The organism is Reichenbachiella faecimaris, assembly GCF_900176375.1.
Taxonomy (GTDB): domain Bacteria; phylum Bacteroidota; class Bacteroidia; order Cytophagales; family Cyclobacteriaceae; genus Reichenbachiella; species Reichenbachiella faecimaris.
The window spans coordinates 913,323-935,816 of sequence record NZ_FWYF01000001.1 but is presented as its reverse complement, the minus strand read 5'-3'; the positions used below and the strand labels follow the sequence as shown (position 1 = coordinate 935,816).

General features: G+C 40.4%; 23 protein-coding genes. 13 read left to right on the top strand and 10 right to left on the bottom strand.

Translation table 11 applies throughout. The annotated features are described in order from the left end of the window. Window positions 1-34: 34 nt before the first annotated feature. The 5 genes from B9A58_RS03980 to B9A58_RS03960 all read right to left on the bottom strand — a co-directional run bounded on the left by B9A58_RS03980 (window position 35) and on the right by B9A58_RS03960 (window position 6,279). Complete coding sequence (locus B9A58_RS03980) at window positions 35-934, bottom strand: flavin reductase family protein (RefSeq protein WP_084371122.1); 900 nt, start codon at window positions 932-934, stop codon at window positions 35-37. Window positions 935-1,197: 263 nt separating this feature from the next. Continuing rightward, on the bottom strand, window positions 1,198-2,448 hold the full coding sequence (gene fahA / locus B9A58_RS03975; protein WP_084371121.1) for a fumarylacetoacetase: 1,251 nt from the start codon (window positions 2,446-2,448) through the stop codon (window positions 1,198-1,200). A 173-nt stretch (window positions 2,449-2,621) separates the two neighbouring features. Beyond that, on the bottom strand, window positions 2,622-3,767 hold the full coding sequence (gene hppD / locus B9A58_RS03970) for a 4-hydroxyphenylpyruvate dioxygenase (RefSeq protein WP_084371120.1): 1,146 nt from the start codon (window positions 3,765-3,767) through the stop codon (window positions 2,622-2,624). 65 nt (window positions 3,768-3,832) lie between these two features. Then, window positions 3,833-4,990, bottom strand: coding sequence for a homogentisate 1,2-dioxygenase (locus tag B9A58_RS03965; RefSeq protein WP_084371119.1), 1,158 nt, complete (start codon window positions 4,988-4,990; stop codon window positions 3,833-3,835). 59 nt (window positions 4,991-5,049) lie between these two features. After that, complete coding sequence (locus B9A58_RS03960; RefSeq protein ID WP_084371118.1) at window positions 5,050-6,279, bottom strand: Glu/Leu/Phe/Val dehydrogenase dimerization domain-containing protein; 1,230 nt, start codon at window positions 6,277-6,279, stop codon at window positions 5,050-5,052. 279 nt (window positions 6,280-6,558) lie between these two features. On the opposite strand from B9A58_RS03960, the gene B9A58_RS03955 reads away from it, so the two are divergent. Together B9A58_RS03955 and B9A58_RS03950 are read left to right on the top strand one after the other, a co-directional pair. After that, a complete protein-coding gene (locus B9A58_RS03955; protein ID WP_084371117.1) occupies window positions 6,559-7,026 on the top strand; it encodes an Lrp/AsnC family transcriptional regulator in 468 nt (155 codons plus the stop codon). Then, window positions 7,026-7,706: a nitroreductase family protein gene (locus tag B9A58_RS03950; protein WP_084371116.1), complete on the top strand. Its 681-nt coding sequence runs from the start codon at window positions 7,026-7,028 to the stop codon at window positions 7,704-7,706. The genes B9A58_RS03955 and B9A58_RS03950 overlap by 1 nt, the downstream gene beginning before the upstream one ends. 61 nt (window positions 7,707-7,767) lie before the next feature. On the opposite strand, the gene B9A58_RS03945 is transcribed toward B9A58_RS03950, so the two are convergent. Continuing rightward, complete coding sequence (locus tag B9A58_RS03945; RefSeq protein ID WP_084371115.1) at window positions 7,768-8,670, bottom strand: patatin-like phospholipase family protein; 903 nt, start codon at window positions 8,668-8,670, stop codon at window positions 7,768-7,770. Window positions 8,671-8,756: 86 nt separating this feature from the next. Continuing rightward, window positions 8,757-9,113 carry a VOC family protein gene (locus B9A58_RS03940; RefSeq protein ID WP_084371114.1) on the bottom strand — a complete coding sequence of 119 codons (357 nt, stop codon included), beginning with the start codon at window positions 9,111-9,113 and terminating at the stop codon, window positions 8,757-8,759. A gap of 294 nt (window positions 9,114-9,407) precedes the next feature. On the opposite strand from B9A58_RS03940, the gene B9A58_RS03935 reads away from it, so the two are divergent. Then, window positions 9,408-10,409, top strand: coding sequence for a DHH family phosphoesterase (locus tag B9A58_RS03935; RefSeq protein ID WP_084371113.1), 1,002 nt, complete (start codon window positions 9,408-9,410; stop codon window positions 10,407-10,409). A 28-nt stretch (window positions 10,410-10,437) separates the two neighbouring features. On the opposite strand, the gene B9A58_RS03930 is transcribed toward B9A58_RS03935, so the two are convergent. Together B9A58_RS03930 and B9A58_RS03925 are read right to left on the bottom strand one after the other, a co-directional pair. Next, window positions 10,438-10,896: an RNA methyltransferase gene (locus B9A58_RS03930; protein WP_084371112.1), complete on the bottom strand. Its 459-nt coding sequence runs from the start codon at window positions 10,894-10,896 to the stop codon at window positions 10,438-10,440. 40 nt (window positions 10,897-10,936) lie between these two features. Then, window positions 10,937-11,524, bottom strand: a complete 588-nt coding sequence (locus B9A58_RS03925; RefSeq protein WP_084371111.1) for a tetratricopeptide repeat protein — start codon at window positions 11,522-11,524, stop codon at window positions 10,937-10,939. A gap of 591 nt (window positions 11,525-12,115) precedes the next feature. On the opposite strand from B9A58_RS03925, the gene B9A58_RS03920 reads away from it, so the two are divergent. The 10 genes from B9A58_RS03920 (at window position 12,116) to B9A58_RS03875 (ending at window position 21,924) form a co-directional block, all read left to right on the top strand. Continuing rightward, window positions 12,116-12,946, top strand: a complete 831-nt coding sequence (locus tag B9A58_RS03920; RefSeq protein ID WP_084371110.1) for a prephenate dehydratase — start codon at window positions 12,116-12,118, stop codon at window positions 12,944-12,946. After that, entirely contained in the window at window positions 12,943-14,100 is a 1,158-nt protein-coding gene (locus tag B9A58_RS03915; protein ID WP_084371109.1) for a pyridoxal phosphate-dependent aminotransferase, read from the top strand. The genes B9A58_RS03920 and B9A58_RS03915 overlap by 4 nt, the downstream gene beginning before the upstream one ends. After that, window positions 14,097-14,987: a prephenate dehydrogenase gene (locus B9A58_RS03910; RefSeq protein WP_084371108.1), complete on the top strand. Its 891-nt coding sequence runs from the start codon at window positions 14,097-14,099 to the stop codon at window positions 14,985-14,987. Before B9A58_RS03915 ends, B9A58_RS03910 begins: the two co-directional genes overlap by 4 nt. Before the next feature lie 11 nt (window positions 14,988-14,998). Then, window positions 14,999-16,111 (top strand): chorismate mutase, encoded by a 1,113-nt coding sequence (locus B9A58_RS03905; protein WP_084371107.1) that lies wholly within the window; start codon window positions 14,999-15,001, stop codon window positions 16,109-16,111. A 160-nt stretch (window positions 16,112-16,271) separates the two neighbouring features. Continuing rightward, window positions 16,272-16,646: a hypothetical protein gene (locus tag B9A58_RS20310; protein WP_084371106.1), complete on the top strand. Its 375-nt coding sequence runs from the start codon at window positions 16,272-16,274 to the stop codon at window positions 16,644-16,646. A gap of 240 nt (window positions 16,647-16,886) precedes the next feature. Then, the gene (locus B9A58_RS03895; RefSeq protein ID WP_084371105.1) at window positions 16,887-17,630 is read left to right on the top strand and encodes an acyl-[acyl-carrier-protein] thioesterase; all 744 of its coding nucleotides are present in this window, start codon (window positions 16,887-16,889) and stop codon (window positions 17,628-17,630) included. A gap of 165 nt (window positions 17,631-17,795) precedes the next feature. Then, window positions 17,796-18,719, top strand: coding sequence for an ATP-binding cassette domain-containing protein (locus B9A58_RS03890; protein ID WP_084371104.1), 924 nt, complete (start codon window positions 17,796-17,798; stop codon window positions 18,717-18,719). Between the two features lie 11 nt (window positions 18,720-18,730). Then, window positions 18,731-19,456: an ABC transporter permease gene (locus B9A58_RS03885; RefSeq protein ID WP_084371103.1), complete on the top strand. Its 726-nt coding sequence runs from the start codon at window positions 18,731-18,733 to the stop codon at window positions 19,454-19,456. Between the two features lie 37 nt (window positions 19,457-19,493). After that, the gene (locus B9A58_RS03880; protein ID WP_084371102.1) at window positions 19,494-21,005 is read left to right on the top strand and encodes a GldG family protein; all 1,512 of its coding nucleotides are present in this window, start codon (window positions 19,494-19,496) and stop codon (window positions 21,003-21,005) included. A gap of 10 nt (window positions 21,006-21,015) precedes the next feature. Continuing rightward, window positions 21,016-21,924 carry a DUF4340 domain-containing protein gene (locus tag B9A58_RS03875; RefSeq protein ID WP_084371101.1) on the top strand — a complete coding sequence of 303 codons (909 nt, stop codon included), beginning with the start codon at window positions 21,016-21,018 and terminating at the stop codon, window positions 21,922-21,924. A gap of 31 nt (window positions 21,925-21,955) precedes the next feature. Here B9A58_RS03875 and B9A58_RS03870 read toward each other — a convergent pair whose 3' ends face one another. Continuing rightward, window positions 21,956-22,459: a CBS domain-containing protein gene (locus tag B9A58_RS03870; RefSeq protein WP_317042049.1), complete on the bottom strand. Its 504-nt coding sequence runs from the start codon at window positions 22,457-22,459 to the stop codon at window positions 21,956-21,958. Between the last annotated feature and the right edge of the window lie 35 nt (window positions 22,460-22,494).

Sequence of the window (22,494 nt, the reverse complement as noted above, 5' to 3'; positions counted from 1 at the left end):
GGCTGACTTGGTTTTTCTAGGTCAGTCCTTTTCATCATAATACCTCTCCTTGCAAAATCACTTGCCAGGCCTGCTGTGTCAGACCTGAGTCCAGATACTTTTGAGCAAGTAGGTGCAATTCTCTTTCCATAGACTCTTCATCATCAGCAAAGTTTTCTAGGATGGCACTGACTTCTGGTTCCTTGGCAAGCAAAAGAATTTCATCTTTGGCTGGAAGGTGCTCTACATTGGCTAGTCGACCAAGATTGTTGCCAGTCAGTACTGGGCTGTTTCTCACATGGTCGGGCAATTGATCAAAGCCAATCCCCATGGTAGTGAGCGGTTTAGGTATTTCGAACATAGTGTCCTGGTTCGCTTTAGTGTACCAGTTGCCACCCATACGAGCCACCAGTTCTAGTCTGGTTGGATCAATTTTATTCTCGTCTGTAAGTAAATGATCTTGCACATGAGCCATTACTATCTCGCAAATGATGAGATTGCCTGCACCACCATGATCGCCCATTGATTTTACTTCCAACACCTTGCATTCAAAGGCCACTGGAGATTCTTTGACTCTTGGTGGTTTGATTTTTTCTGAAGCTACTTCCGTAAATCCAGCTTTCACAAATTCATTGACGCCTGCTGGATATTCTGTACTCGCTAAGGACATCTGCTCGACGATAGGGTAGTCTACAATGTTGATCACTACTTCAGGTACCTTCAATACATTTTCCAAGGTGTGTTTGGTCGTGTTGTCCCTTACTCTTCTGGCTGGGGAAAAAACCAAAATTGGGGGATTGGCACTGAATGCATTGAAAAAACTAAAAGGGCTCAGGTTTACTTGCCCGTTTTCATCAATAGTACTAGCAAAGGCAATCGGCCTTGGAGCCACAACTGTGAGGAGTACGGAATGAAAATGAGCGGTAGATACTGATTTTGGGTCAATGGAAGTCATCGCAGAATCAAAATTTAATATTCAAAATTAAAAGTAATGCATTTTATGTGGGTGAGCCATTTAAAGTGAGCGTTCTATATGGGATCTAAAAAAATCCCGTGCCGAAAGCATCCCTTAGGGGACAAGTTAGACCGGGATTTACAATATTTAAAGTGAATGGTCAAAGATCATTTTTAGGGAATATAGTTTTTGATAGATTCATTGGTTAAAGAAATTTTAGTTCAGCATAGTCAAATTTTGAACTTCAAATCTTAAACTTTGAATCATGTAGATGGTAGCACCTTTGCCCTCACTTCACCAAAACCAATACGTACGCCGTCTTTAGTTCCAAATCCTTTCATCACAACTGTGTCGCCGTCTTGTATGAATTTTCTTTCTGTGCCATCTGGCATTTGTACAGGTTTGGTTCCTTGCCAGGCTATTTCCAACATAGAGCCATACTGATGCGATTCAGGGCCACTGATAGTACCAGAAGCCATCATGTCACCTGGTCGGACATTGCAGCCATTTACCGTATGGTGCGCCAGTTGCTGCACCATATTCCAATACATGTATTTGAAATTAGATTGGCTTACTGTTTTACTTTCGCCTTTTTCTGTTTCAATCGCTACTTCTAGTTCTATATCGTAGTGATGATCTCCTTTGTATTCTAAATATGGTAATACTTTAGGGTCTTGAGAAGGTCCGCTGGTTTTGAATGGCTCCAATGCTTCCAACGTCACAATCCAAGGTGAGAGGTGAGAGGCAAAGTTCTTTGCCAGGAATGGGCCTAGAGGTACGTATTCCCATTTCTGCAAATCACGCGCTGACCAGTCATTAAACACACAAAGTCCAAAGATGTGATCAGAAGCGTTGGTTGTGGTAATGGCATCTCCTAGCTCCGTGCCTTTACCTATGATAAAGCCCATTTCCAATTCAAAGTCCAACAATTTGCATGGCCCAAAAACTGGAGGCTCATTTGCATTGGGTTTTTGCTGACCTTTGGGTCTATGAAAATCAGTGCCTGAAATCACGATAGAAGAGGAACGACCGTGATAGCCCACAGGCAAATGCTTCCAATTGGGCATCAAGGCATTGTCAGGATCTCTAAACATGCAGCCCACATTAAAGGCATGTTGTTCACTCGAATAGAAGTCTGTATAGTCACCTATCTGAACTGGAAGGCTCATGGTAACATTTTTCACATCTTTCATAATCTTGTTGCGATGCACTGTGTTTCCTCTCAATCCATCCTTGGATTCTTCCTCAAAAATGCGCTGAATTCTTTCCCGTACTTTATTCGTAACAGGTTTGCCTAAAGCAATAAAATCGTTCAAATATTGTCTTTCAAAAATTCCATCAGGTAAAGACAGACCTTTCAAATATCCTTTTTCTTGGAGTATGGCTAGGTTGATTGCGTACTCGCCAATTCGAGAGGCCGCATACCAGCCATTACCATTTTTCACTATTCCGAAGGGAATGTTTTGAATAGGGAAGTCAGACTCTGCAGCTACCGCAATCCAGGATTTGTTCATTTTCGTGTGTTTTAGTTTTTGGGTTACTTAATTTAAAATCCAAATATAGTCGTCATGCTCTGGCTTGTCCAAAGAATTTGCTTGAAGAAGAAAATACCCTGGATCAATCAGGTTTTGCCATTTCTCCAGTCGTACCTCCTCGCGAAATGACAAATAATTATTATTCGCTGAACCTATAACGTCCCCCTTACTTCTTGCTCTCTTTCAATGGCCTCAAACAATGCCTTGAAATTTCCTTTGCCAAAAGATTGCGCTCCTTTTCTTTGTATGATCTCAAAGAACATGGTGGGTCGAGGTTCAACAGGTTTGGTGAATATTTGAAGCAAGTAGCCTTCGTCATCTCTATCGATCAGGATACCCAATTCTTTTAAGGGTTCTAGATCCTCATCAATTTCCCCCACACGATCCAATACGGTTTCATAATAAGTAGCTGGTACCCTGAGGAATTCAACACCTCTGGCATGCATGGCTGTTACAGTTTCGATAATATTGTCTGTAGCCACTGCAATATGCTGAATGCCTGATGTACCATAGAAGTCCAAATATTCTTCTACCTGAGATTTTTTCTTACCTTCTGCTGGCTCGTTGATTGGGAATTTGATCCTACCATTCCCGTTACTCATTACTTTACTCATGAGTGCAGTATAGTCTGTGGATATGTCTTTGTCATCAAACGAAATCAATTGTGTAAAGCCCATGACTTTGGCGTAAAACTCAACCCATTTGTTCATTTCACCCCAGCCTACATTGCCAACCATGTGGTCAACAAATTTCAATCCGATAGGTTCTGGGTTGTACGTGGTTTCCCACTTTTTATATCCAGGAAAGAAGACACCCTTATAGTTTTTTCTTTCTACAAATATGTGAACAGTCTCTCCGTAAGTATGAATACCAGAAATTTTGACTTCTCCATCCTGGTCTTTTTTGGTTTCTGGTTTCAAATAAGGTTTTGCTCCTCTCTTTACTGTTTCGTTGAACGAGTACTCCGCATCATCCACCCAAAGCGCTACTACCTTTACGCCATCACCACGTTCGTCGATATGTTTACCAACTGGTGTACCAGGCTTCAAAGGAGAAGTAAGCACCAATCTGATTTTGTCCTGAACGACAACATAAGATTCATAGTCTTTGTTTCCAGTTTCCAGGCCAGAATAAGCCAGGGATTGAAACCCAAAAGCTGTTTTATAAAAGTGAGCAGCTTGTTTCGCATTGCTCACATATAGTTCTAAATGGTCTGTGCCATTCAGTGGAAGAAAGTCTTCGGCATCTTTGAAGATTTTTTCTAATCCGAAGTTTGTGTTTTCAAGTCCTGTTGCCATTGTTTAATGATTTTTATCTACTCTAGCCCTAACTGGGTTTAGAACTCTGTTAGGGTTGATTTGGTTTAATCCAACCAGCTTTTGTGGTAGTCTTTAATTAATATTTTCATTGCTTCTTCTGTCACCATCAGTGGTTTGAAGGTGTCCACCATCACGGCCAACTCCTCTGTCACGGTCTGACCTATACTCCTCTCAGTTGCACCAGGGTGCGGTCCATGCGGAATGCCAGCAGGGTGGAGGGTGATGTTCCCTTTTTCAATATTGTTTCTGCTCATAAAATCTCCATCTACATAGTACAGTACCTCGTCAGAATCAATGTTGCTGTGATTGTAAGGTGCCGGGATAGATTCTGGATGGTAGTCATAAAGTCTTGGGACAAATGAACACACCACAAAGGCATCTGTCTCGAATGTCTGGTGTACAGGAGGGGGCTGATGCACGCGTCCCGTTATTGGTTCGAAGTCATGGATAGAGAAGGCATAAGGGTAATTGTATCCATCCCAGCCGACCACGTCAAACGGGTGACTGGCGTAGATGTACTCATGCATCATGTCTTGCTTTTTCACTTTGATGGTGAAATCACCTTTTTCATCAAAAGTCTCCAATTCATTGGGCCTTCTGAAATCACGCTCGCAAAAAGGTGAATGCTCCAGCAGTTGACCGAACCAATTTCTATATCTTTTTGGGGTGTAGACAGGTCTCTTGGATTCTACTATGAAAAGACGATTGTCTTCTGTGTCAAAATGCATTTGATAAATCATACCTCGCGGTACCAGGAGATAATCTCCATAACCAAAAGGGATATTTCCCAACTGAGTTTTGAGTGTGCCAGTGCCTTTGTGAACAAAAATCAGTTCATCACAATCTGCATTTTTATAGAAATATTTGGTTTGGCTATGTTTAGGGGACGCGAGCACAATATGACAATCCGAATTGACCAATACTGTCTTTCTGCTTTCCAAATAGTCGTTTTCAGCAGGGACTTTGAATCCTTCCATGGCCAACGAGAGCATGTTTTTTTCTTCAGCAATTTTTGGAGCTACGCTGTACGATTTAGCCACCTCTTTGACCATGGTTGGTCTATGAAGGTGATACATCAGTGACGACATGCCATCGAATCCAATGGTACCAAATAGCTGCTCATAATGAATGCTTCCATCTTCTTTTTTGAAGGTGGTATGCCGCTTGTGCGGAATTTTACCTAATTGATGATACTGAGGCATAGGGGTTTAATGTTTTAGATTCAAAAATGAAGTCCTATATAAATTTACGAAGTCTAGCATTAGTTCACTAATTGACCAAGTGAATTCTCAAAAGCCGTGTTAGTCAACAAAGTCTTGTTTGTGTTTCGTTTGTTGATACCAACTAGCGCTTGACCAATAATAGATGAGGTGTCGCTAAAAATAGCTTCATCTGTCATATCCACTTCGCCAGACATCAGGTAGGCAAATACTCTGGCCATGCCACAATTTGCAATGAAGTCAGGAATAACAGAAACGTGCTTGTCAGCATGCTCACTAATCGGCCCATAGAATATGGCTTCGTCAGCAAAGGGTACATTAGCACCACATGAGATCACTTCTAGACCGAAATGTACCATTCGATCCAACTGATCTTGTGTGATTAGTCTTGAGGCTGCAGCCGGAATGAAAATTTCTGCATTCAAATCCCAAACTTTAGCATTTATTTCGTCAAACGGAATCACATCAGGGCTATTGAGCTGATTGCCTTTTCGGTTTACAAACAATGAAGTAATTTCTTCGAACGTAAACCCGTTTTCATTGATCAATCCACCAGCCCTGTCAATGATGCCTACTACTCTCACACCCATTTGTGCCAAATAGAAAGCCGCGGCTGCCCCTACATTGCCCCAGCCTTGAACTATTGCCTTTTTACTGGTGATATCCCCATCCCAGAGGTTGTAATAATGTCTCACAGCTTCTGATACACCATATCCAGTAATCATATCTGCTACTGTGTATTTTTTGAAAAGGTCTGGTGTGTATTTTTCATCTTCAATGATTTTTATTACACCCTGCCTGAGCTGACCTATGCGATTTACTTTCTGAGCTTCTGTGGGATGAAAGTGTCCTGTAAATACACCCTCCTGAGGATGCCAGATGCCGTGGTCTTCAGTAATTGGAATCACCTCATGGATTTCGTCTACGTTTAAATCACCACCTGTACCATAGTAGTACTTGAGCAAAGGCATGACAGCTGCGTACCATCTTTGTAAGACACCTTCTTTGCGGGGATCTGCTGGATCGAAATTGATGCCAGACTTTGCACCACCAATAGGTGGGCCTGAAATACTAAACTTGATTTCCATGGTTTTGGCTAGGGATTCTACCTCTCTCTTGTTCAATCCCTTTCTCATTCGAGTGCCTCCACCTGCTGCTCCGCCACGAAGTGAGTTGATCACTACCCATCCTTCTGCTTCTGTCTCTGCGTCCTTCCACTCGAATACGATCTCTGGTCTCTTAGCCTCAAATTTGTTTAGTAGTTCTTTCATTCGTAGTTGATGTTGATATATTCTGTTGTATTAAAATTTGAAAGAATTTTATTCTAGTATTATTCTTTATGTGCTGATAAAATATTTATTCTGTACACTATGATGTTAAAAAATTCTTTAAATAATTCTTGCACGAAATTAGATTTTACCTATCTTGGATGTCTGATTATTCTAAAGATTTATCATTATTAAGAAGATAAGAATAGATGGGTGTAATTGTTTGGAATTATATCCTTTTCAGGCGATAATAATGACCTAACAAAATAATTAAATTCTAAAATGACACAGTTAGACGCTACTGACATCAAGATTTTGAACGTCCTTCAAGAGGAAGGAAGAATCACTAATAAGGCACTTTCAGAGAAATTGGGCTTATCCACCACACCTATTTTCGAGCGAATGAAAAGGCTTGAAAAGGATGGAGTAATTGCTAAATATGTGGCTCTGCTCAATCATAAAAAGATTGATCGAAAGCTTACGGTATTTGTATCCATCTCATTGAAGAATCATACGCGTTCGTACCTGGAAAAATTCATTGAGGAAATGAACCAATTTAAAGAGGTCCAAGAAGTCTATCATATTGCTGGAGATTTTGATTATATGCTCAAAATTGTTACCAGAGATATTGAAACCTATCAAAAGTTCATATTGGCCAACCTTTCTGTCAATTCCAATATTGCTCACGTCAAGAGCCAGTTTGTGCTTTCAAGAGATAAATATACAACCGCCTATAAATTAGATTCCTGATGAAAACCAAAGAAATCAATGGGCATCTTCACGAAGCCTATACACCAGATAGCTATCCAGAAGTAGAAATGATCCAAAGAAGTCATGACTACTTCGAATGGATCGATCGTAGGAGAACTGTGCGTGAAATTTCTGATAAGCCTGTTCCTCAAGAGATTATTAATAATATTATCAAAACAGCATCTACGGCTCCATCTGGTGCGCATAAGCAACCCTGGACATTTTGCGTAGTGTCTAATCCAGAGATCAAAAGCAAAATTAGAAAGGCAGCAGAGGAAGAGGAGCGAGAGAGTTATGCGCATCGCATGAGTGAACGTTGGCTAGATGATTTGAAACCCATTGGAACGGATGATGTGAAACCTTTTCTGGAAAAGGCGCCTTATTTAATTATTGTTTTTAAAAGAGTATTTGAAAGAGATGAAGAGGGCAAGAAGCACAACAATTACTATGTGAATGAATCAGTGGGTATTGCCTGTGGATTCTTGATATCGGCTATTCATCATGCAGGTTTGGTGACACTGACGCATACGCCAAGTCCAATGAATTTTCTTCAAGAAATATTAGAACGTCCAGAGAACGAAAGGGCTTTTTTGCTACTTCCAGTAGGCTATGCAGAGGATGAGGTTTTCGTGCCGCAGCTGACCAGGAAACCATTGGACGAAGTAGCTGTTTATTTTTGACGAAGGCATGGATTCTTAAATTCGCATGAGAGGAGGGCTTGCCATTAATAGGGAGTAAAATTCATACCACTTTATTTTTTGCGTCAAAAGCTTCCTTTGCTCTTTCGAACCCAATATGAATCATTTGCTCCGCTCGATCAAAATCTAAGGTACCACAGGTATTTCGAGCGATTTTTATTTCTACATCTGGTGGGTAGGTGGTGATTTTCATCCTGGCAATGGAACTTTGCATAGTGTCAAATGCTCGATCGGCCACTTCATATATACTCCAGTCCTTTTTTTTGGTGTCGTCACTGTTGCTATACTTAGCTATGAAGTCTTTGATGTTCTGTTGAAACTTTCCCCAGCCTTCTTTTTGTTCTTCGACCTCAGGTTCTTTTTCATTCTTTTTTAATAATGGGCCACCTAGATTTACGGCAATGGTAAAATCAGTCTGATCATTGAAAGTTGGAGCAATGGGTACGGGATTGAGCACACCACCGTCTATAAGTAGTTTGTCTTTTCGTTTCACTGGTGTGAAAAATAAAGGTAATGATATGGACGCCCGAATCGCATCGAAAAGAGAGCCTTTGTTGATCCAGACTTCTTTTTGCGTAATCATGTCTGCAGCTACGGCTGTAAAGGGAATGGATAGGTTTTCAATCTGTACATCACCCAACAGATCTTTCAAAGTGTCAATAACCTTATCACCTTTGAAAATCCCACCATTGCCCCATGATATATCGAGTAGATTGGCCATATCCATTTTGGTAATGGAACACATCCATTCTTCCAGTTCATCCAACTTACCAGCAGCATGCACGCCTCCAATCATGGCACCTATCGAGCAGCCAGCAATGCTTTTAATGTCGTAGTTGTTTTCTGTTAGCCACTTAATTACCCCAATATGAGCCAGGCCTCTGGCACCACCACTGCCTAACACTAGAGATACTGTTTGCCTCTCAGGGTTTGCTTTTTTTATCATGATTTTGATTCTCTGAATGACAAGATAATAAAGCTGTGGGAGATTGAATCAATGAACCTAACCTAAGGAACTAAGCTAGAGTTTCATTAGAAATACTCCACGAGTTCATGAACAATACCCGAGGGGTCTCTAAATGCGGAATATCTTCCCCATCTATTTTGGTTTGGCATCTGATGGACGAAGACCACATTTTTAGATTTTAGTTGGTTTACTTTTTTATCCAAATCATTCACTGCAAACAATAACGTGGAATTGGCCTGTTGACCGTGCTTGTACTCAACTGCTTCAGCACTGCCTTCAAACATTACGATTTTGTGCCGACCAGCCATGAGCATAGCACTGTCCCCATGGTGTTCTATTAAGGAGATACCCAAAGTATTTACATAAAAATCTAACGATTCTTCTAGGTTTTTGACTACTAGTAAAGTTGAATGACATTCCATGTTTGAATGCTTTACATTAGGCGCAATGATTTGATAACCAGATATTGGTCTGACGTTAAATATATAGTCTAATTTTTATAGAACTTGCTTTGTTTAAGCGCTGTATTGAATTTATAACTGTTCAAGTTGCTTTGTCAGCGCAAGACGAGGTGCTTGAAAAATTGAAATGTTTGATAGGCTACAATTACGGAGAATGGACAACTACAATCAGATTCATTTTAAAAACCCGATTGATTTTAAAGATTGATATACACTTTTGTACCTTCGCACTCTTCTATACAGAGATAGCATTCCATGAATATATACGAACAGATTGCAGCTGAAATTCGCTCAGCAAGCCAAATCGTGATTACTTCTCATAAATCGCCAGATGGTGATTCTATTGGTAGTTCGCTGGGGTTGTTGCGTTTTATCGAAAAATTGGGGTCTTCAGCTGTGGTTTGTCACCCAGATGCAGCACCTGATTCCTTAGAGTGGGTGGGACTTGATCCAATATTGCTAATGTCAGATCAACCAGGACAAGTAACCAAAGCATTTGAGCAGGCAGATCTGATATTCTGTTTGGACTATAATGGTACGGATCGAATCGGGCCAGATATGCAAACTTTGTTGGAAGCGGCTACTTGCAAGAAAGTAATGATAGATCATCATCTCCATCCACAGGACTTTGCTACACTTATGATGTCAGACACGTCGTCGTCCTCTACAGCACAGCTCATCACAGAGCTTGTGATCGAGTCTGGTCATGAAGCACTATTAGATGCGCATATTGGCGCGCCATTGTATCTGGGTATTTTGACTGATACGGGCAGTTTCCGATTTCCGGCTGTACAACCTAGGACACATGAATTGGTAGCTATATTGTTGGCAGCAGGCGTGCAGCATCATTTGATTCACGAAGCACTCAATGACAACAATACGGAGAGTCGTTTACGTTTGCAAGGCTATGCTATGAGTGAGAAACTGGAAATTTTAGAGGATTACCATGTAGCTATTATTTCCTTGACCAAAGAAGAACTAGCCAAGTACAATTATCAAAAAGGAGATACGGATAGTTTAGCCAATCTGGCTCTGTCTATCAAAGGCATGAAAGTAGCGATCATGCTTGCAGAACGAGAGGGTATGGTGAAGATGTCCTTCCGATCCAAAGGCGAGGAAAATCCTGTCAACACCTTGGCTGCTGATCACTTCAATGGTGGCGGACATGCCAATGCCGCAGGTGGAATGAGTAAAGAATCTGTAAAAGAAACTGTAGATAAGATCAAGGAGGTGATACCAGACTATTTTTCAAAATAGAAAATAGCGTAAGCTTTTTGACTGGCTATTATAGACTGCTTTTTAGATTGCGATCATACATGACGATGCTGCCGGCAACAGCTACATTGATACTAAGGGTAGTGTTAAACTTCACCAAATGATGGGCTTTTTCTAGCGCCTTTTTGGGCAGGCCATGGTCTTCAGCTCCTAGGAGATAAACGCATTTTTTGGGATGTTCAAAAGTTTCTAGAGGAACAGCACGGTCGTCTAGTTCTACACCTACTAGCATAGCACCTTTCGGTAGTTGTTTATAGAATTCATCAAAGTCTTTGTAATGGAAGTAAGGCATGGCACCAGTCGCTTTATGGGTGTCACTGGCTTGTTTCGCATATCGTTTGCCTATGGTGAAGATATAACTTGCTCCCATATTTTGTGCTGATCGCCATAGCACACCCAGGTTCTCAGGCGTTTTTCCATTCTGTATTCCAATCCCAAAAAAGCCTTGCTTTAAATTGTCGACTTTCATTTTTCCGTTAAGTCAATCTTCAAATTATCAAATTGAAAAATCACTCAGACTTCTTCTCTAATTCTCCTCTCAGATATTGATTGTACTCGTCACAAGTGAGCTTTCCAGAGAGCCCAGAATAGGGACAAGTTTGATACACAGCGCCAAATTTGCCAGGCGTAATAAGTACCCCCGTACCATTGCATAAGGGGCAATGCATATAGTCAGAAGGGCAATCAAAATATCCTTGGGTGGTCAATTGTTTTTGCGTACGACCTATTTCATCTTCCCGTAGCTTTTTAAAAGCATCGTTGGCAAGTTCTAAGTACTCTCTTACTTCATCATTGTATTGACCTGTGTTGCCTTTGAGTTCCACATATTTATTCAACCAATTGATGGCTTGCTTGTACTTGCCCAGATGGTAGGAGTTTCTTCCAAAGTAATAAGCCAGATTACTAGGCAACTTGGTCATTTTACTCAACGCATCTCTAAAAAACTGATCAGCAGCTTCATAATAGCCAGCTTCCATGGCTTCCACACCACGATCCATACTGGTCAGTGCTTCACGTTTGACGATACCTTGGGCGCTTGATGATTGCCAGGTAAAGGCTAAAAATAAGATAATGACAAGTGTCTTTAATGGAGACATAAATCCTTTAATTAAGTTTTGTAAAACGCTGAGGCACTAATTCTTTTTTCTTTGACATTCTGAGTGATAGTGAGCAATCTAATCATCACAGATTGGATTGCTTTAGATATCCCCTGATAGTCGAAATGACAGCTAAGTTTGTTTGGGTCATTGTCACATTATTTCTCAGGTACTCGTTTCGGATACAGTTGCTCTCATCTTAATGGATCACCCGAACAATTCGAGAGATGAGGACAATAGAGAGCCACTTGTGCATAATGCGCCATGATTCAATAAAGTTGCAAATTAGAGCAACTCTGCAGAATTTGATAGAATAATTGCAAAATATGATAGTGTTTTCTTGAATAATTGAAAATGTGCTATTTTTTTCTTTGATAAGTTTTGATATTAAAAATTTGATGAGCACATTTGAAACGTTAAATAACAAGATGAACAACACAAGAACATTTTTTTGGAACTATTATTTTTTTTATTTCTATGCGATAGCAAAGGGGTTGAGAGAATAGTTCTTTAGTGTTTTTGAAGAAATATAGCAAAGCCCCGAAATTATTCGGGGCTTTTTTTTTACCAAAAATTGAATCAGACAAACAAATGGAAATAGGCATACAAGGGGTAGAGGGATCATTTCACAACGAAGCAGCGAGTTCGTACTTCGTAGATAAGGAAATTGCGATCCAGCCATTTCATGACTTTAGGTCATTGGCTAAGTCTATCCAAGCCAAAACGATGGACTATGGTGTGATGGCCATTGAAAATACCATAGCAGGAACCATTTTACCCAACTATGCCTTGATCAATGAATACGACCTGAAAATCACTGGAGAAATCTATACACGCATAGAAATGAACTTGATTGCGCACAAAGGCAAAAAAGCTGAGGATTTAGATCAGGTATTTTCTCACCCCATGGCTTTGCTTCAGTGTGCTGACTTTCTGGCAAACTATCCACAGATCAAGTTGTCTGAATACGATGACACAGCAGATAGCGTAAAGATGATTCGTGATAAAGGTCTGGAGAATGCAGGGGCAATTGCCAGTAAAAAAGCGGCAGAGATTTTCGGAATGGACATCCTGGATAGTAATATCGAAACGAACAAAAAGAACTATACAAGGTTCTTGATTATCAAAAGTCGAATGAATGGCCATGATCAAGTGCCACAAAAGGCGTCCTTGAGAGTGATTACAAAGCACGATCCAGGAGCATTGGCTGACGTGTTGTTGATATTTAAGCTCAATGGCATCAACCTAACCAAGATACAATCCATGCCTATTTTGGGCAAACCGTACCAATATGCGTTTAATATAGATGTGGTATGGGAGGATTATGACAATTATAAAGACGCACTACATGCGTTGAGCGCAAAAGCTGAACTCGTGAAGGTGCATGGAGAATATAAAAAAGGAAATATACCAACGGTATGATAGAGGTAGCTAATAGAATCGCGGAAGTAAAAGAATATTACTTCTCAAAAAAGCTCGACGAGATCAGGGAGATGAACAGTCGGGGATGTGATGTGCTCAATTTGGGTATTGGAAGTCCTGATTTGCCACCTGCCAAGCAGGTAACGGACAAATTGGTACACAGTGCCAGTCAAGCAAATACGCATGCCTATCAGTCTTATCGATCAATCCCTGAATTGAGAAGTGCTATTGCCAACTTCTATAGCCGTCATTATGACGTCACCTTGGATAGCGTTACTGAAGTTTTGCCCCTATTGGGTTCTAAGGAAGGCGTAATGTATATTTCAATGGCATTTTTAAATCCAGGAGATACCGTATTGATTCCTAATCCAGGTTATCCCGCATACAAAACGGCTGCCGAGATGATGGGTGCCAATGTAGTCTCTTTTGATCTGAAAGAAGAAAACAACTGGTTTCCTGATTTGGAGAATCTGGACAAAAACACATTGGCTGCTGCCAAAATGATGTGGGTCAACTATCCCAATATGCCAACGGGTCAGAGAGCGACCAAAGAAATATTTGAGCAATTAGCACTATTTGCTCAGAAGCATAACATTCTAGTCGTAAACGACAACCCGTACAGTTTCATCCTCAATGACCATCCGATGAGTTTGTTGTCAGTGCAAGGAGCTAATGAGAATTGTTTAGAGCTTAACTCGATGAGTAAGGCGTTTAACATGGCTGGCTGGAGAGTAGGAATGGTTTGTGGAAGAGAAGAGTATGTGAATGCTATTTTGAGGGTAAAATCTAATGTGGATTCTGGGATGTTCAAACCTGTGCAAGAGGCATCTGTAGAAGCCTTGAATTTGCCTGATTCATGGTTTGAAAACGTGAATCTGGAATATGCTCAAAGAAGAAAATTGGCTGAAAGAATATTGGATATTCTGGGATGTAGCTATGACGTGAAGCAGTCTGGTATGTTTATGTGGGCCAAGATACCTGTAGGCAGAAAGAGTGAAGAATTCATAGAAGAAATTTTGCAAGAGCGATTTGTATTTATCACTCCTGGAACCATTTTTGGTTCTAATGGTGAAGGCTATATTAGAATATCACTCTGTTCAAATAAAGAAATGTTTAATGCAGCCATTGAACGGCTAGAAATGATAAAAGCATGATCGTATCAATTATAGGACTGGGACTGATTGGTGGCTCTGCAGCACTCAAACTAAAGAAGAGTGGATTTGCTGATCAAGTGATTGGTGTGGATGTCAATGACGAACATGCAGATAAAGCCAAAGCTTTGGGTTTGGTAGATGATACGCTGGTATTGCCAAAAGCATTGGCCATTTCGGATTTGGTGATATTAGCAATTCCTGTGGATTCTATCAGAAAGTTATTACCAAGTGTGTTGGATCGGATAGAAGAAGGTACTACAGTCATAGATCTAGGTTCTACTAAATCAGGTATTTGTGGAGCAGTTCTGGGGCATATCAATCGAAAAAACTTTGTAGCTGCCCACCCCATTGCCGGTACTGAAAATTCTGGGCCAGAGGCGGCATTTGATTCTTTGTTTGACGGAAAAACAGGGATAATCTGCGACAAGGAAGAAAGTCAGGAATCTTCATATTTGTTAGCGAAAGCTTGCTTAGAAGCCATGGATATGCATGTGGTAGAAATGGATAGCAAGTCGCATGATTTGCACATTGCCTATGTCTCTCATTTGTCTCACATCAGTTCATTTGTTTTGGGACAAACCGTATTAGAGATTGAGAAGGATGAAGCCACCATTTTCAATATGGCTGGTAGTGGGTTTGAATCTACCGTTCGTTTGGCGAAGAGTTCACCTAAAATGTGGGGGCCTATATTCAAACAAAACCAAAAACACATATCAGACTCCTTGGGGGCTTATATAGAAAATTTAAAGGCATTTAAAAATATGATTGATGAAGGGCAGGAAGAAGCCATGATGGATTGTATGGAGAATGCCAATGAGATCCGTCGAGTTTTAGATGGGATCAATGATAAATCAAAAGAAAGAGAAAAACTGAATCAAATTATTTAGAGTATAAAGACATGGACGTAAAATTAACTTTATCCCCACTGGAAAATTGGATCGAAGGACTCGACCAACCCTTAGTGATATCTGGACCTTGTAGTGCAGAAAGCGAAGAGCAGGTGTTGGAAACAGCCAGACAACTGAAAGAGCACACCAATATCAAAGTATTGAGAGCAGGTATTTGGAAACCTAGAACTAGGCCAGGCGCTTTCGAAGGTATCGGAGTGGTTGGTTTGAAGTGGTTGAAAAAAGCCAAGGAAGAAACTGGTTTATTAACAGCTGTAGAAGTAGCTACAGCTGAGCATGTAGAGTTGGCCTTGAAGTTTGGTGTGGACATTCTTTGGGTGGGTGCGCGCACTACAGTCAATCCATTTGCCGTACAGGAAGTAGCAGATGCTTTGAGAGGATATGACGTGCCAGTATTGGTAAAAAACCCAATTAACCCAGACTTGCAATTGTGGATTGGTGCCTTGGAAAGAATCAATCAGGCAGGTATCACCAAGCTAGGAGGCATTCACAGAGGCTTCTCGCCAATGAGTGGTTCACAGTACAGAAACGATCCGTCTTGGGAGATTCCGATTGAATTGAAAAGAATCATTCCTGCATTGCCAATCGTATGTGATCCCAGTCACATTGCAGGTAACAGAACATTGATTGAGCCGATTTCACAAAAGGCATTTGACATGCAAATGAATGGGATCATGATTGAGTCTCACATCGATCCAGACAATGCCTTAAGTGATGCCAAACAGCAGATTACTCCTAAAACATTGGCTGGTATTTTGGATCGTCTGATCATCAGGGAACCTGCCACTGAAAATGTAGATTTCGAATTGAGATTGAAGGAGTTGAGATCTAAAATTGATAAAATCGACAACGAACTGCTTGAAGTGATGGGGGCCAGAATGCAAGTAGCAGAAGAGATCGCTCTTCATAAGAAGGAACACAACATTACCATCCTTCAAGTCAATAGATATGAAGAGATCATGAATGATCGTATTCAGAAAGGTAAAAATGTGTTGCTGAAAGAAGAGTTTGTCAAGCATTTGTATGAATTGATCCATGACAATTCGATCAAGCGTCAGACAGAAATTATGAATACAGAAAATAAAGCAGGAGAAACGGTCTAAGAGTTTTTGAACTCAAAAAGGAGCCGAATTGCTACTGTGTGATTCGGCTTTTTTATGTCTTTTGAAATCAATACTGAAATAATTCAAATAACCTAAAGCTCCACTTTGAATTAAAAATCAATTAGTATAGATTTGCACCTCGAAAATTAATAGCAGAACAATGGCTGTAACAAGATTAAAAAGAAAAGGAAGAAGAAATAAAGTGGTTGCAAAGGGTAAAGTAGCTACAATCCAAAGATTGAGCGCTACGCCAGTGATCAAGCAAGTAGATATTGAGCAAATGAAAGAAGGGTTCAAATCTGCTGCTAAAGCACCAAAAGCTGCTAAAGAAGAAACGAAAGCACCTGAGGCTGCTGTAGTAGAAGCGCCAGTTAAAAAAGCTGCTCCTAAGAAAAAGGCTGCACCAAAAAAGGACGCTGAAGCTAAAGAAGATACAAAACCAGCTGCTAAGAAAACTGCTGCAAAAAAGCCAGCGGCCAAAAAAGCTGCGGCGGCCGAAGCTGCTACTAAGAAGGAAGACAAAGAAGAAAAATAATAAGCATCACGCTTACACTCAAGAAACCATCTCGATACTTTTCGGGATGGTTTTTTTATGTACAAATCTGGGGTAGGAGTAATCTTTTTGCTCAAGTTTCAGTTGTCATTCTTATACGAAAACAAAAAATTGCCAGAACTCTTTCAGAGCCACTTGAATAGGGGTTGGAAAATTGTCTGATAGACCAATAATTAGTTTTTGAATAATTATTTTTCAACTTCATTAACCACATCAACCCAAATGGAAGATTCCATCTATTATCATCAGGTACTGGTCTCATCAAAAGACTGTACCAAGCATAAGACTATCAAACTCCCAAATTTGCTAGATCACATGCAGGAAGCAGCTTGGTCCAATGCGACTGCACTCGGCTTCTCTACTGTTGATTTGATGGAAAACAACATCACTTGGGTGATGAATAGGATGAAACTAGAAATTTATCGACTGCCTGTTCACAAAGAAGAAATTAAAGTCGAGACTTGGCCAGCTGATATGGATAAGTATTTCACCAAACGTGATTTTCGAGTTTGGGGTCCAGGTGGAGAACTGCTGGTAGAAGCCACTTCCAATTGGTTGGTGATGGATATCAATGAAAGGAAATTGATTGCCATTCCTGATGATATCAAAGCAGCTGATTTTGTAGTGGATCGAAATAATGTGGCTCCAATTATTCATAAGGTAAAATACGACAAGAAACGAACTGAGAGATCCAGAGATATTCAGGTCTCATGGTTTGATATGGATATCAATGATCACGTCAATAACATCAAGTACTACCAATGGATCTTGGACAGTTTGGGAGGGGAATATCTTGAGCATCACACCCTGAAAAAAATAGATATTACTTTCAAGCACGAAGGCAAATATGGAGACGCGTTTGTGTCAAAGTCTTATTTTGATCAACAAGAAGGGTGTTGGTTGCACGCATTGGATCATACGCAAACGGGGATTGCACATATTGTGGCCAAAAGTTGGTTTGAGTAAATGTATTGGAACCCTGATAGGGTTCTAAACCCTATCAGGGTTGCTCCAGAAGCGAGCTTAACAAAATTTAACATCATCCATTTTTCATTTCTTGAAAATTTAAAACTCACTTTCTATACTTGCGGACTCAGTTTAAAAAATATTGAACTCAATCTGTTTTAGTACATGTCGATAGTAATTGAAAATCTGACCAAAAAGTACGGAGAACAAAAAGCAGTAAACAACATCTCGTTTGAAATCAAAACGGGAGAAGTAGTAGGTTTTCTTGGACCCAATGGCGCTGGGAAGAGTACAACCATGAAAATGATTACTTGCTATATGTCTCCAAGTTCGGGCGATGTGAGATTGGACAACTTGTCTATTCTGGATCAACCTGAAGAAGTAAAGAAAAAGATTGGCTATTTGCCAGAGAACAATCCACTGTATACGGATATGCCCATTGTGGAGTATTTGCGCTTTGCTGCAGAAATCCAAGGGGTAGAAAAATCCAAAATTTCTACTCGAATCGCTGAAATGATCGAGATGTGTGGATTGGATTTAGAGAAGCACAAAAAAATCAATGAACTCTCCAAAGGATATCGCCAAAGGGTAGGCTTGGCACAAGCTATGATTCACGACCCTGAGGTCTTAATTCTGGATGAACCTACTACAGGCCTTGATCCTAATCAGATTATCGAAATTAGAAAACTGATTAAGAAACTAGGTAAAGAGAAAACAGTTATTCTGAGTTCTCATATTCTGTCAGAAGTAGAGGCCACTTGTGATCGAATTTTGATCATCAATAGAGGCCGTATTGTCGCAGATGGATCATCAGAAACTTTGCGCAAGCAATCGCAAGGACAGGAGCTACTCCATGTGAGCATAGAAGCTGAGGACGAAGAAGTGAAGAAGGAATTGCTTGCACTGGCTTCTGTAGAGACGGTAACTGCCATAGACGGAAAAGTTGGAATATTTACAGTGCAGAGCAAGCCTGAAAAGGAATCACGAAAAGCCATTTTCGATTTGTGTGTGAGCAAAAAGTGGTACCTCCTGGAGATGACTGGTATTGAGACCCAGTTGGAGGATGTATTTAGAGATTTAACGAACTAAAAACGTAAGAAATGAACAAAATTTGGATTATCACCAAAAGAGAATTAGCCTCATTTTTTGATTCGTTGATTGCCTATGTAATCATCATCATGTTTTTGGGGTTCACAGGATTCTTTACCTGGCTTACAGGCAACAATGTTTTTCTGATGGGGCAGGCCAATCTGCAGGTATTCTTCCAGATCGGCTTTTGGACGCTGTTTTTCTTTATTCCAGCTCTGACTATGAAGATGTTGGCAGAGGAAACCCGATCTGGCACCATTGAGCTCTTGAGCACAAAAGCAATTTCAGATTGGGAAATCGTAACTGGCAAATTTATGGCCTGCTTACTACTGGTAGTCATAGCACTGACCTGCACGATTCCATATTATGCAACAGTGAGCCAACTGGGATCTGTAGATCATGGCGCCATGATTGGTGGATATATGGGTTTGTTGCTGTTGTCGGCGGGTTACATCAGTATTGGCTTATTTGCTAGTTCTATCACCAATAATCAAATTGTAGCTTTTTTGATTGCCTTGTTAGTAGGTATATTCTTTCAACTACTGTTTGATATTATGGGATTCACCTTCAGAGGTGGTATTGGTAATGTATTGAACTATCTAAGTATGAGAACACACTTCGACTCCTTGTCTAGAGGTGTAATAGATAGCCGTGATTTGATTTATTTCTTTTCTGTGATTGGCGTAGGGTTGACCTTCGCACAAGCGATGTTGTCAAGACGCAATTGGCAATCCTAAATCTGAAGAAGAACAAAAAGCATAAAGAATTAAGAACATGAAGAAAAATACTGTAATAATCAGATTAATGGTGTTTGCACTCATTTTGGTAGTGGTAAACATGATTTCTTCGAAACTATATTTCCGATTAGATTTTACAGAAGATCAGCGCTATACTTTGAGTAAGGCTACTGATGATATACTGACCAATCTGGATGATGTCATTACTGTAAAAGCCTATTTTTCGGAAGACCTGCCAACACAGCTGATTAGCAATCGACAGGATTTCGAAGATCTATTGCTAGAATATGAAAACAGGAGTGGAGGCAATATTGTCTATGAGTTCATCAGTCCCAATGAAGATGAAACACTCGAAGCAGAGGCACAACAAAGTGGTATTCAACCCATCATCATCAATGTATCTGAAAAAGATCAAGTCCAGCAACTGAAAGCCTATATGGGAGCTGTGTTAATGATGGGTGATCAAAAGGAGATTATCCCAGTAGTTCAGCCTGGTGTAGACATGGAGTATGGTCTGACCACTTCTATAAAGAAACTTGCTGTCACTGATAAACCTAAAGTGGCTTTGCTGCAAGGCCATGGAGAACCTTCTTTGCAAGAAGTAGCTCAACTTGCACAACAGCTTACTGTGCTTTACGAAGTAGAAACTATCAATTTGAAAGAAAAAACTGAAGTACCTTCTTATGTCCGTACTTTGGCCATCATCAATCCCAGTGACACGATTTCCGCCATGGAGTTTTCCAAAATAGATGATTTCATGAGTAAAGGAGGCGCTGTGTTTTTAGCATATTCCAATATGAATGGTGACCTGCAAAGTGGCCGATTGAGCAAAGCCAATGATATTGGGCTAGAAGGCTGGTTGAGAAATAAAAATTTGAATTTAGGGAGCCAATTTGTCGTGGATGCACAAAGTGGTTCTGTCAGTGTGCAACAAAACAATGGGGTTTTTACCTATCGTTCACAATTGAAATTTCCTTATTTTCCAATGGTCAATGACTTTCCAGAACACCCAACGACCAGTGGCTTGGAGTCTCTCATGCTTCCATTTGTCAGCGCTATTAACTATACAGGGAATGATTCCACAATGACTTACAGTCCTTTGATGTTGACTTCAGAAATGTCTGGTCTGGCGCCTACGCCTTCTGGCCTTGATATTCAAAAAAGGTGGACTGAAAATGATTTTAGAGAAGGAACACAGACTTTGGCTGTAGCCTTGGAAGGTGCATTGGCAGGTAATCAAGAATCCAAATTGGTGGTGATTGCTAACGGCCAGTTCATTGTCAATGGAAATCCTCCCCAACAAATCAGTGAGGATAATGTTAACTTCGCATCAAATGCGATCGACTGGCTATCTGACGATACTGGACTGATTGATTTGAGAACCAAAGGGATTACGAACAGACCATTGGAGGCTGTGGAGGATGGAACACGTGAAATGATCAAATACGGCAACGTAGTGATTCCAATCTTGTTGGTATTTGTTTATGCATTCATTCGCAGACAGCAGTATATGAGTAAGAAGCAAAAATGGATGGAAGGAAAATTTTAATCAGTTAGCAATGAAGAAATTATCTAATGGAAAATTAGTTGGGCTATTGATTGCCCTATGTCTCATCTATTTTGTGGTGGACTTTTCTGGAAACAGAAGCAAGAGCAAATCGCTAAGGACTGAGCTGGTTGAGATTGATACGGCGAAAGTGACTAAGATCAGTGTGGAAGCACCAGACCATAAAAATGTGCAGCTTGACAAAGTGCAAGGCGAATGGGAACTGACACTTGCCAACGGCAAAAAAGTAATGGCCAGTCCGACTGCGGTAGACAATGCACTATATGCGCTGTTGAGCATCAAACCTTCCAGAATGGCTACTAAATCAGAGGCTAAATGGAAAGACTATCAGGTAGATTCTACTGGCACCAGAGTGAAGGTATATGAAGGTGGAGACCAGACGCTGGATTTGGTAATTGGAAGATTTGGCATGGAAGGCCAGCAAGCCTATCATACATTTGTGAGGCTCTTTGAAGACCAAGAAGTGTACGTGGCTAAAGACTTCATGGGATTCTCAGTGTCCTCAGATCCATCAGCTTATCGTGATCAGGTATTGGCTAGAATCAAAAAAGATTCTGTGGCTTCTGTTACTTTCAACTATCCATCAGACTCATCTTTTAGGTTAGAGCGAGTGGGAGAGACTTGGATGGCCAATGGTCAGTCTACAGATTCTGTTTCCGTGACCAAATACTTGAACGGATTGGGTTATGTATCTGGCAAACAATTTATGGATGAGGAAAAACAATTGGCAGTACCAGTGATGTCAGCAGCTATTGATTTGAATAATGGTCAAACAATTTTATTTGATGGATATCAAATGGAAGGGGAATGGGTATTTCATTCCTCAGATAATGAAAGAGGTTATTTCAAGGATGAGGCTATTTTAGACAAAGTATTTGTGGGGCTGTCACAGTTGAAGTAATCCAAAAATACTTAATGAAAGCGAGTATTGGCTATCGCCAGTTCTCGCTTTTTATATTTTTAACTGCACGCATAATATCTTTTTGACTGATTTGCCCTACCAATTTACCTGTCTCATCCAAAACAGGAAACCGTCTGATTTTCTTTTCCAAAAACATATTGGCGGCTTCGAAAATGTTGGTACCTGGAAGGATGGTAATCACATTTTGAGCCATGTGATCTTTTACTTTACCATCCATGATTGGGTGATTGTGGTATTTGCCTTTGACTACTTCTTTTAAACAATCTCCTTCTGATATCACTCCGCACAATTCTTTTTGATCGTTCACCACAGGTGCTCCAGAGATTCGATGTTTAAGGAGTTGGTCTACTACCTCCATCATAGATTGTTCTGGGTGAAAAGTGATGAGTCTGGTGGACATATAATCACTGACTGATACGGGTTGTGTTTCGACTGAGGTATCCTTTTCAATTTGGGCTCCTTGATAACTTTTGACCATGGCTAGTAGAATTTTGGTGGGTAATAAGTTACTCATTTTCTAGGTCATTCACAATAGGCAATATCAGGATA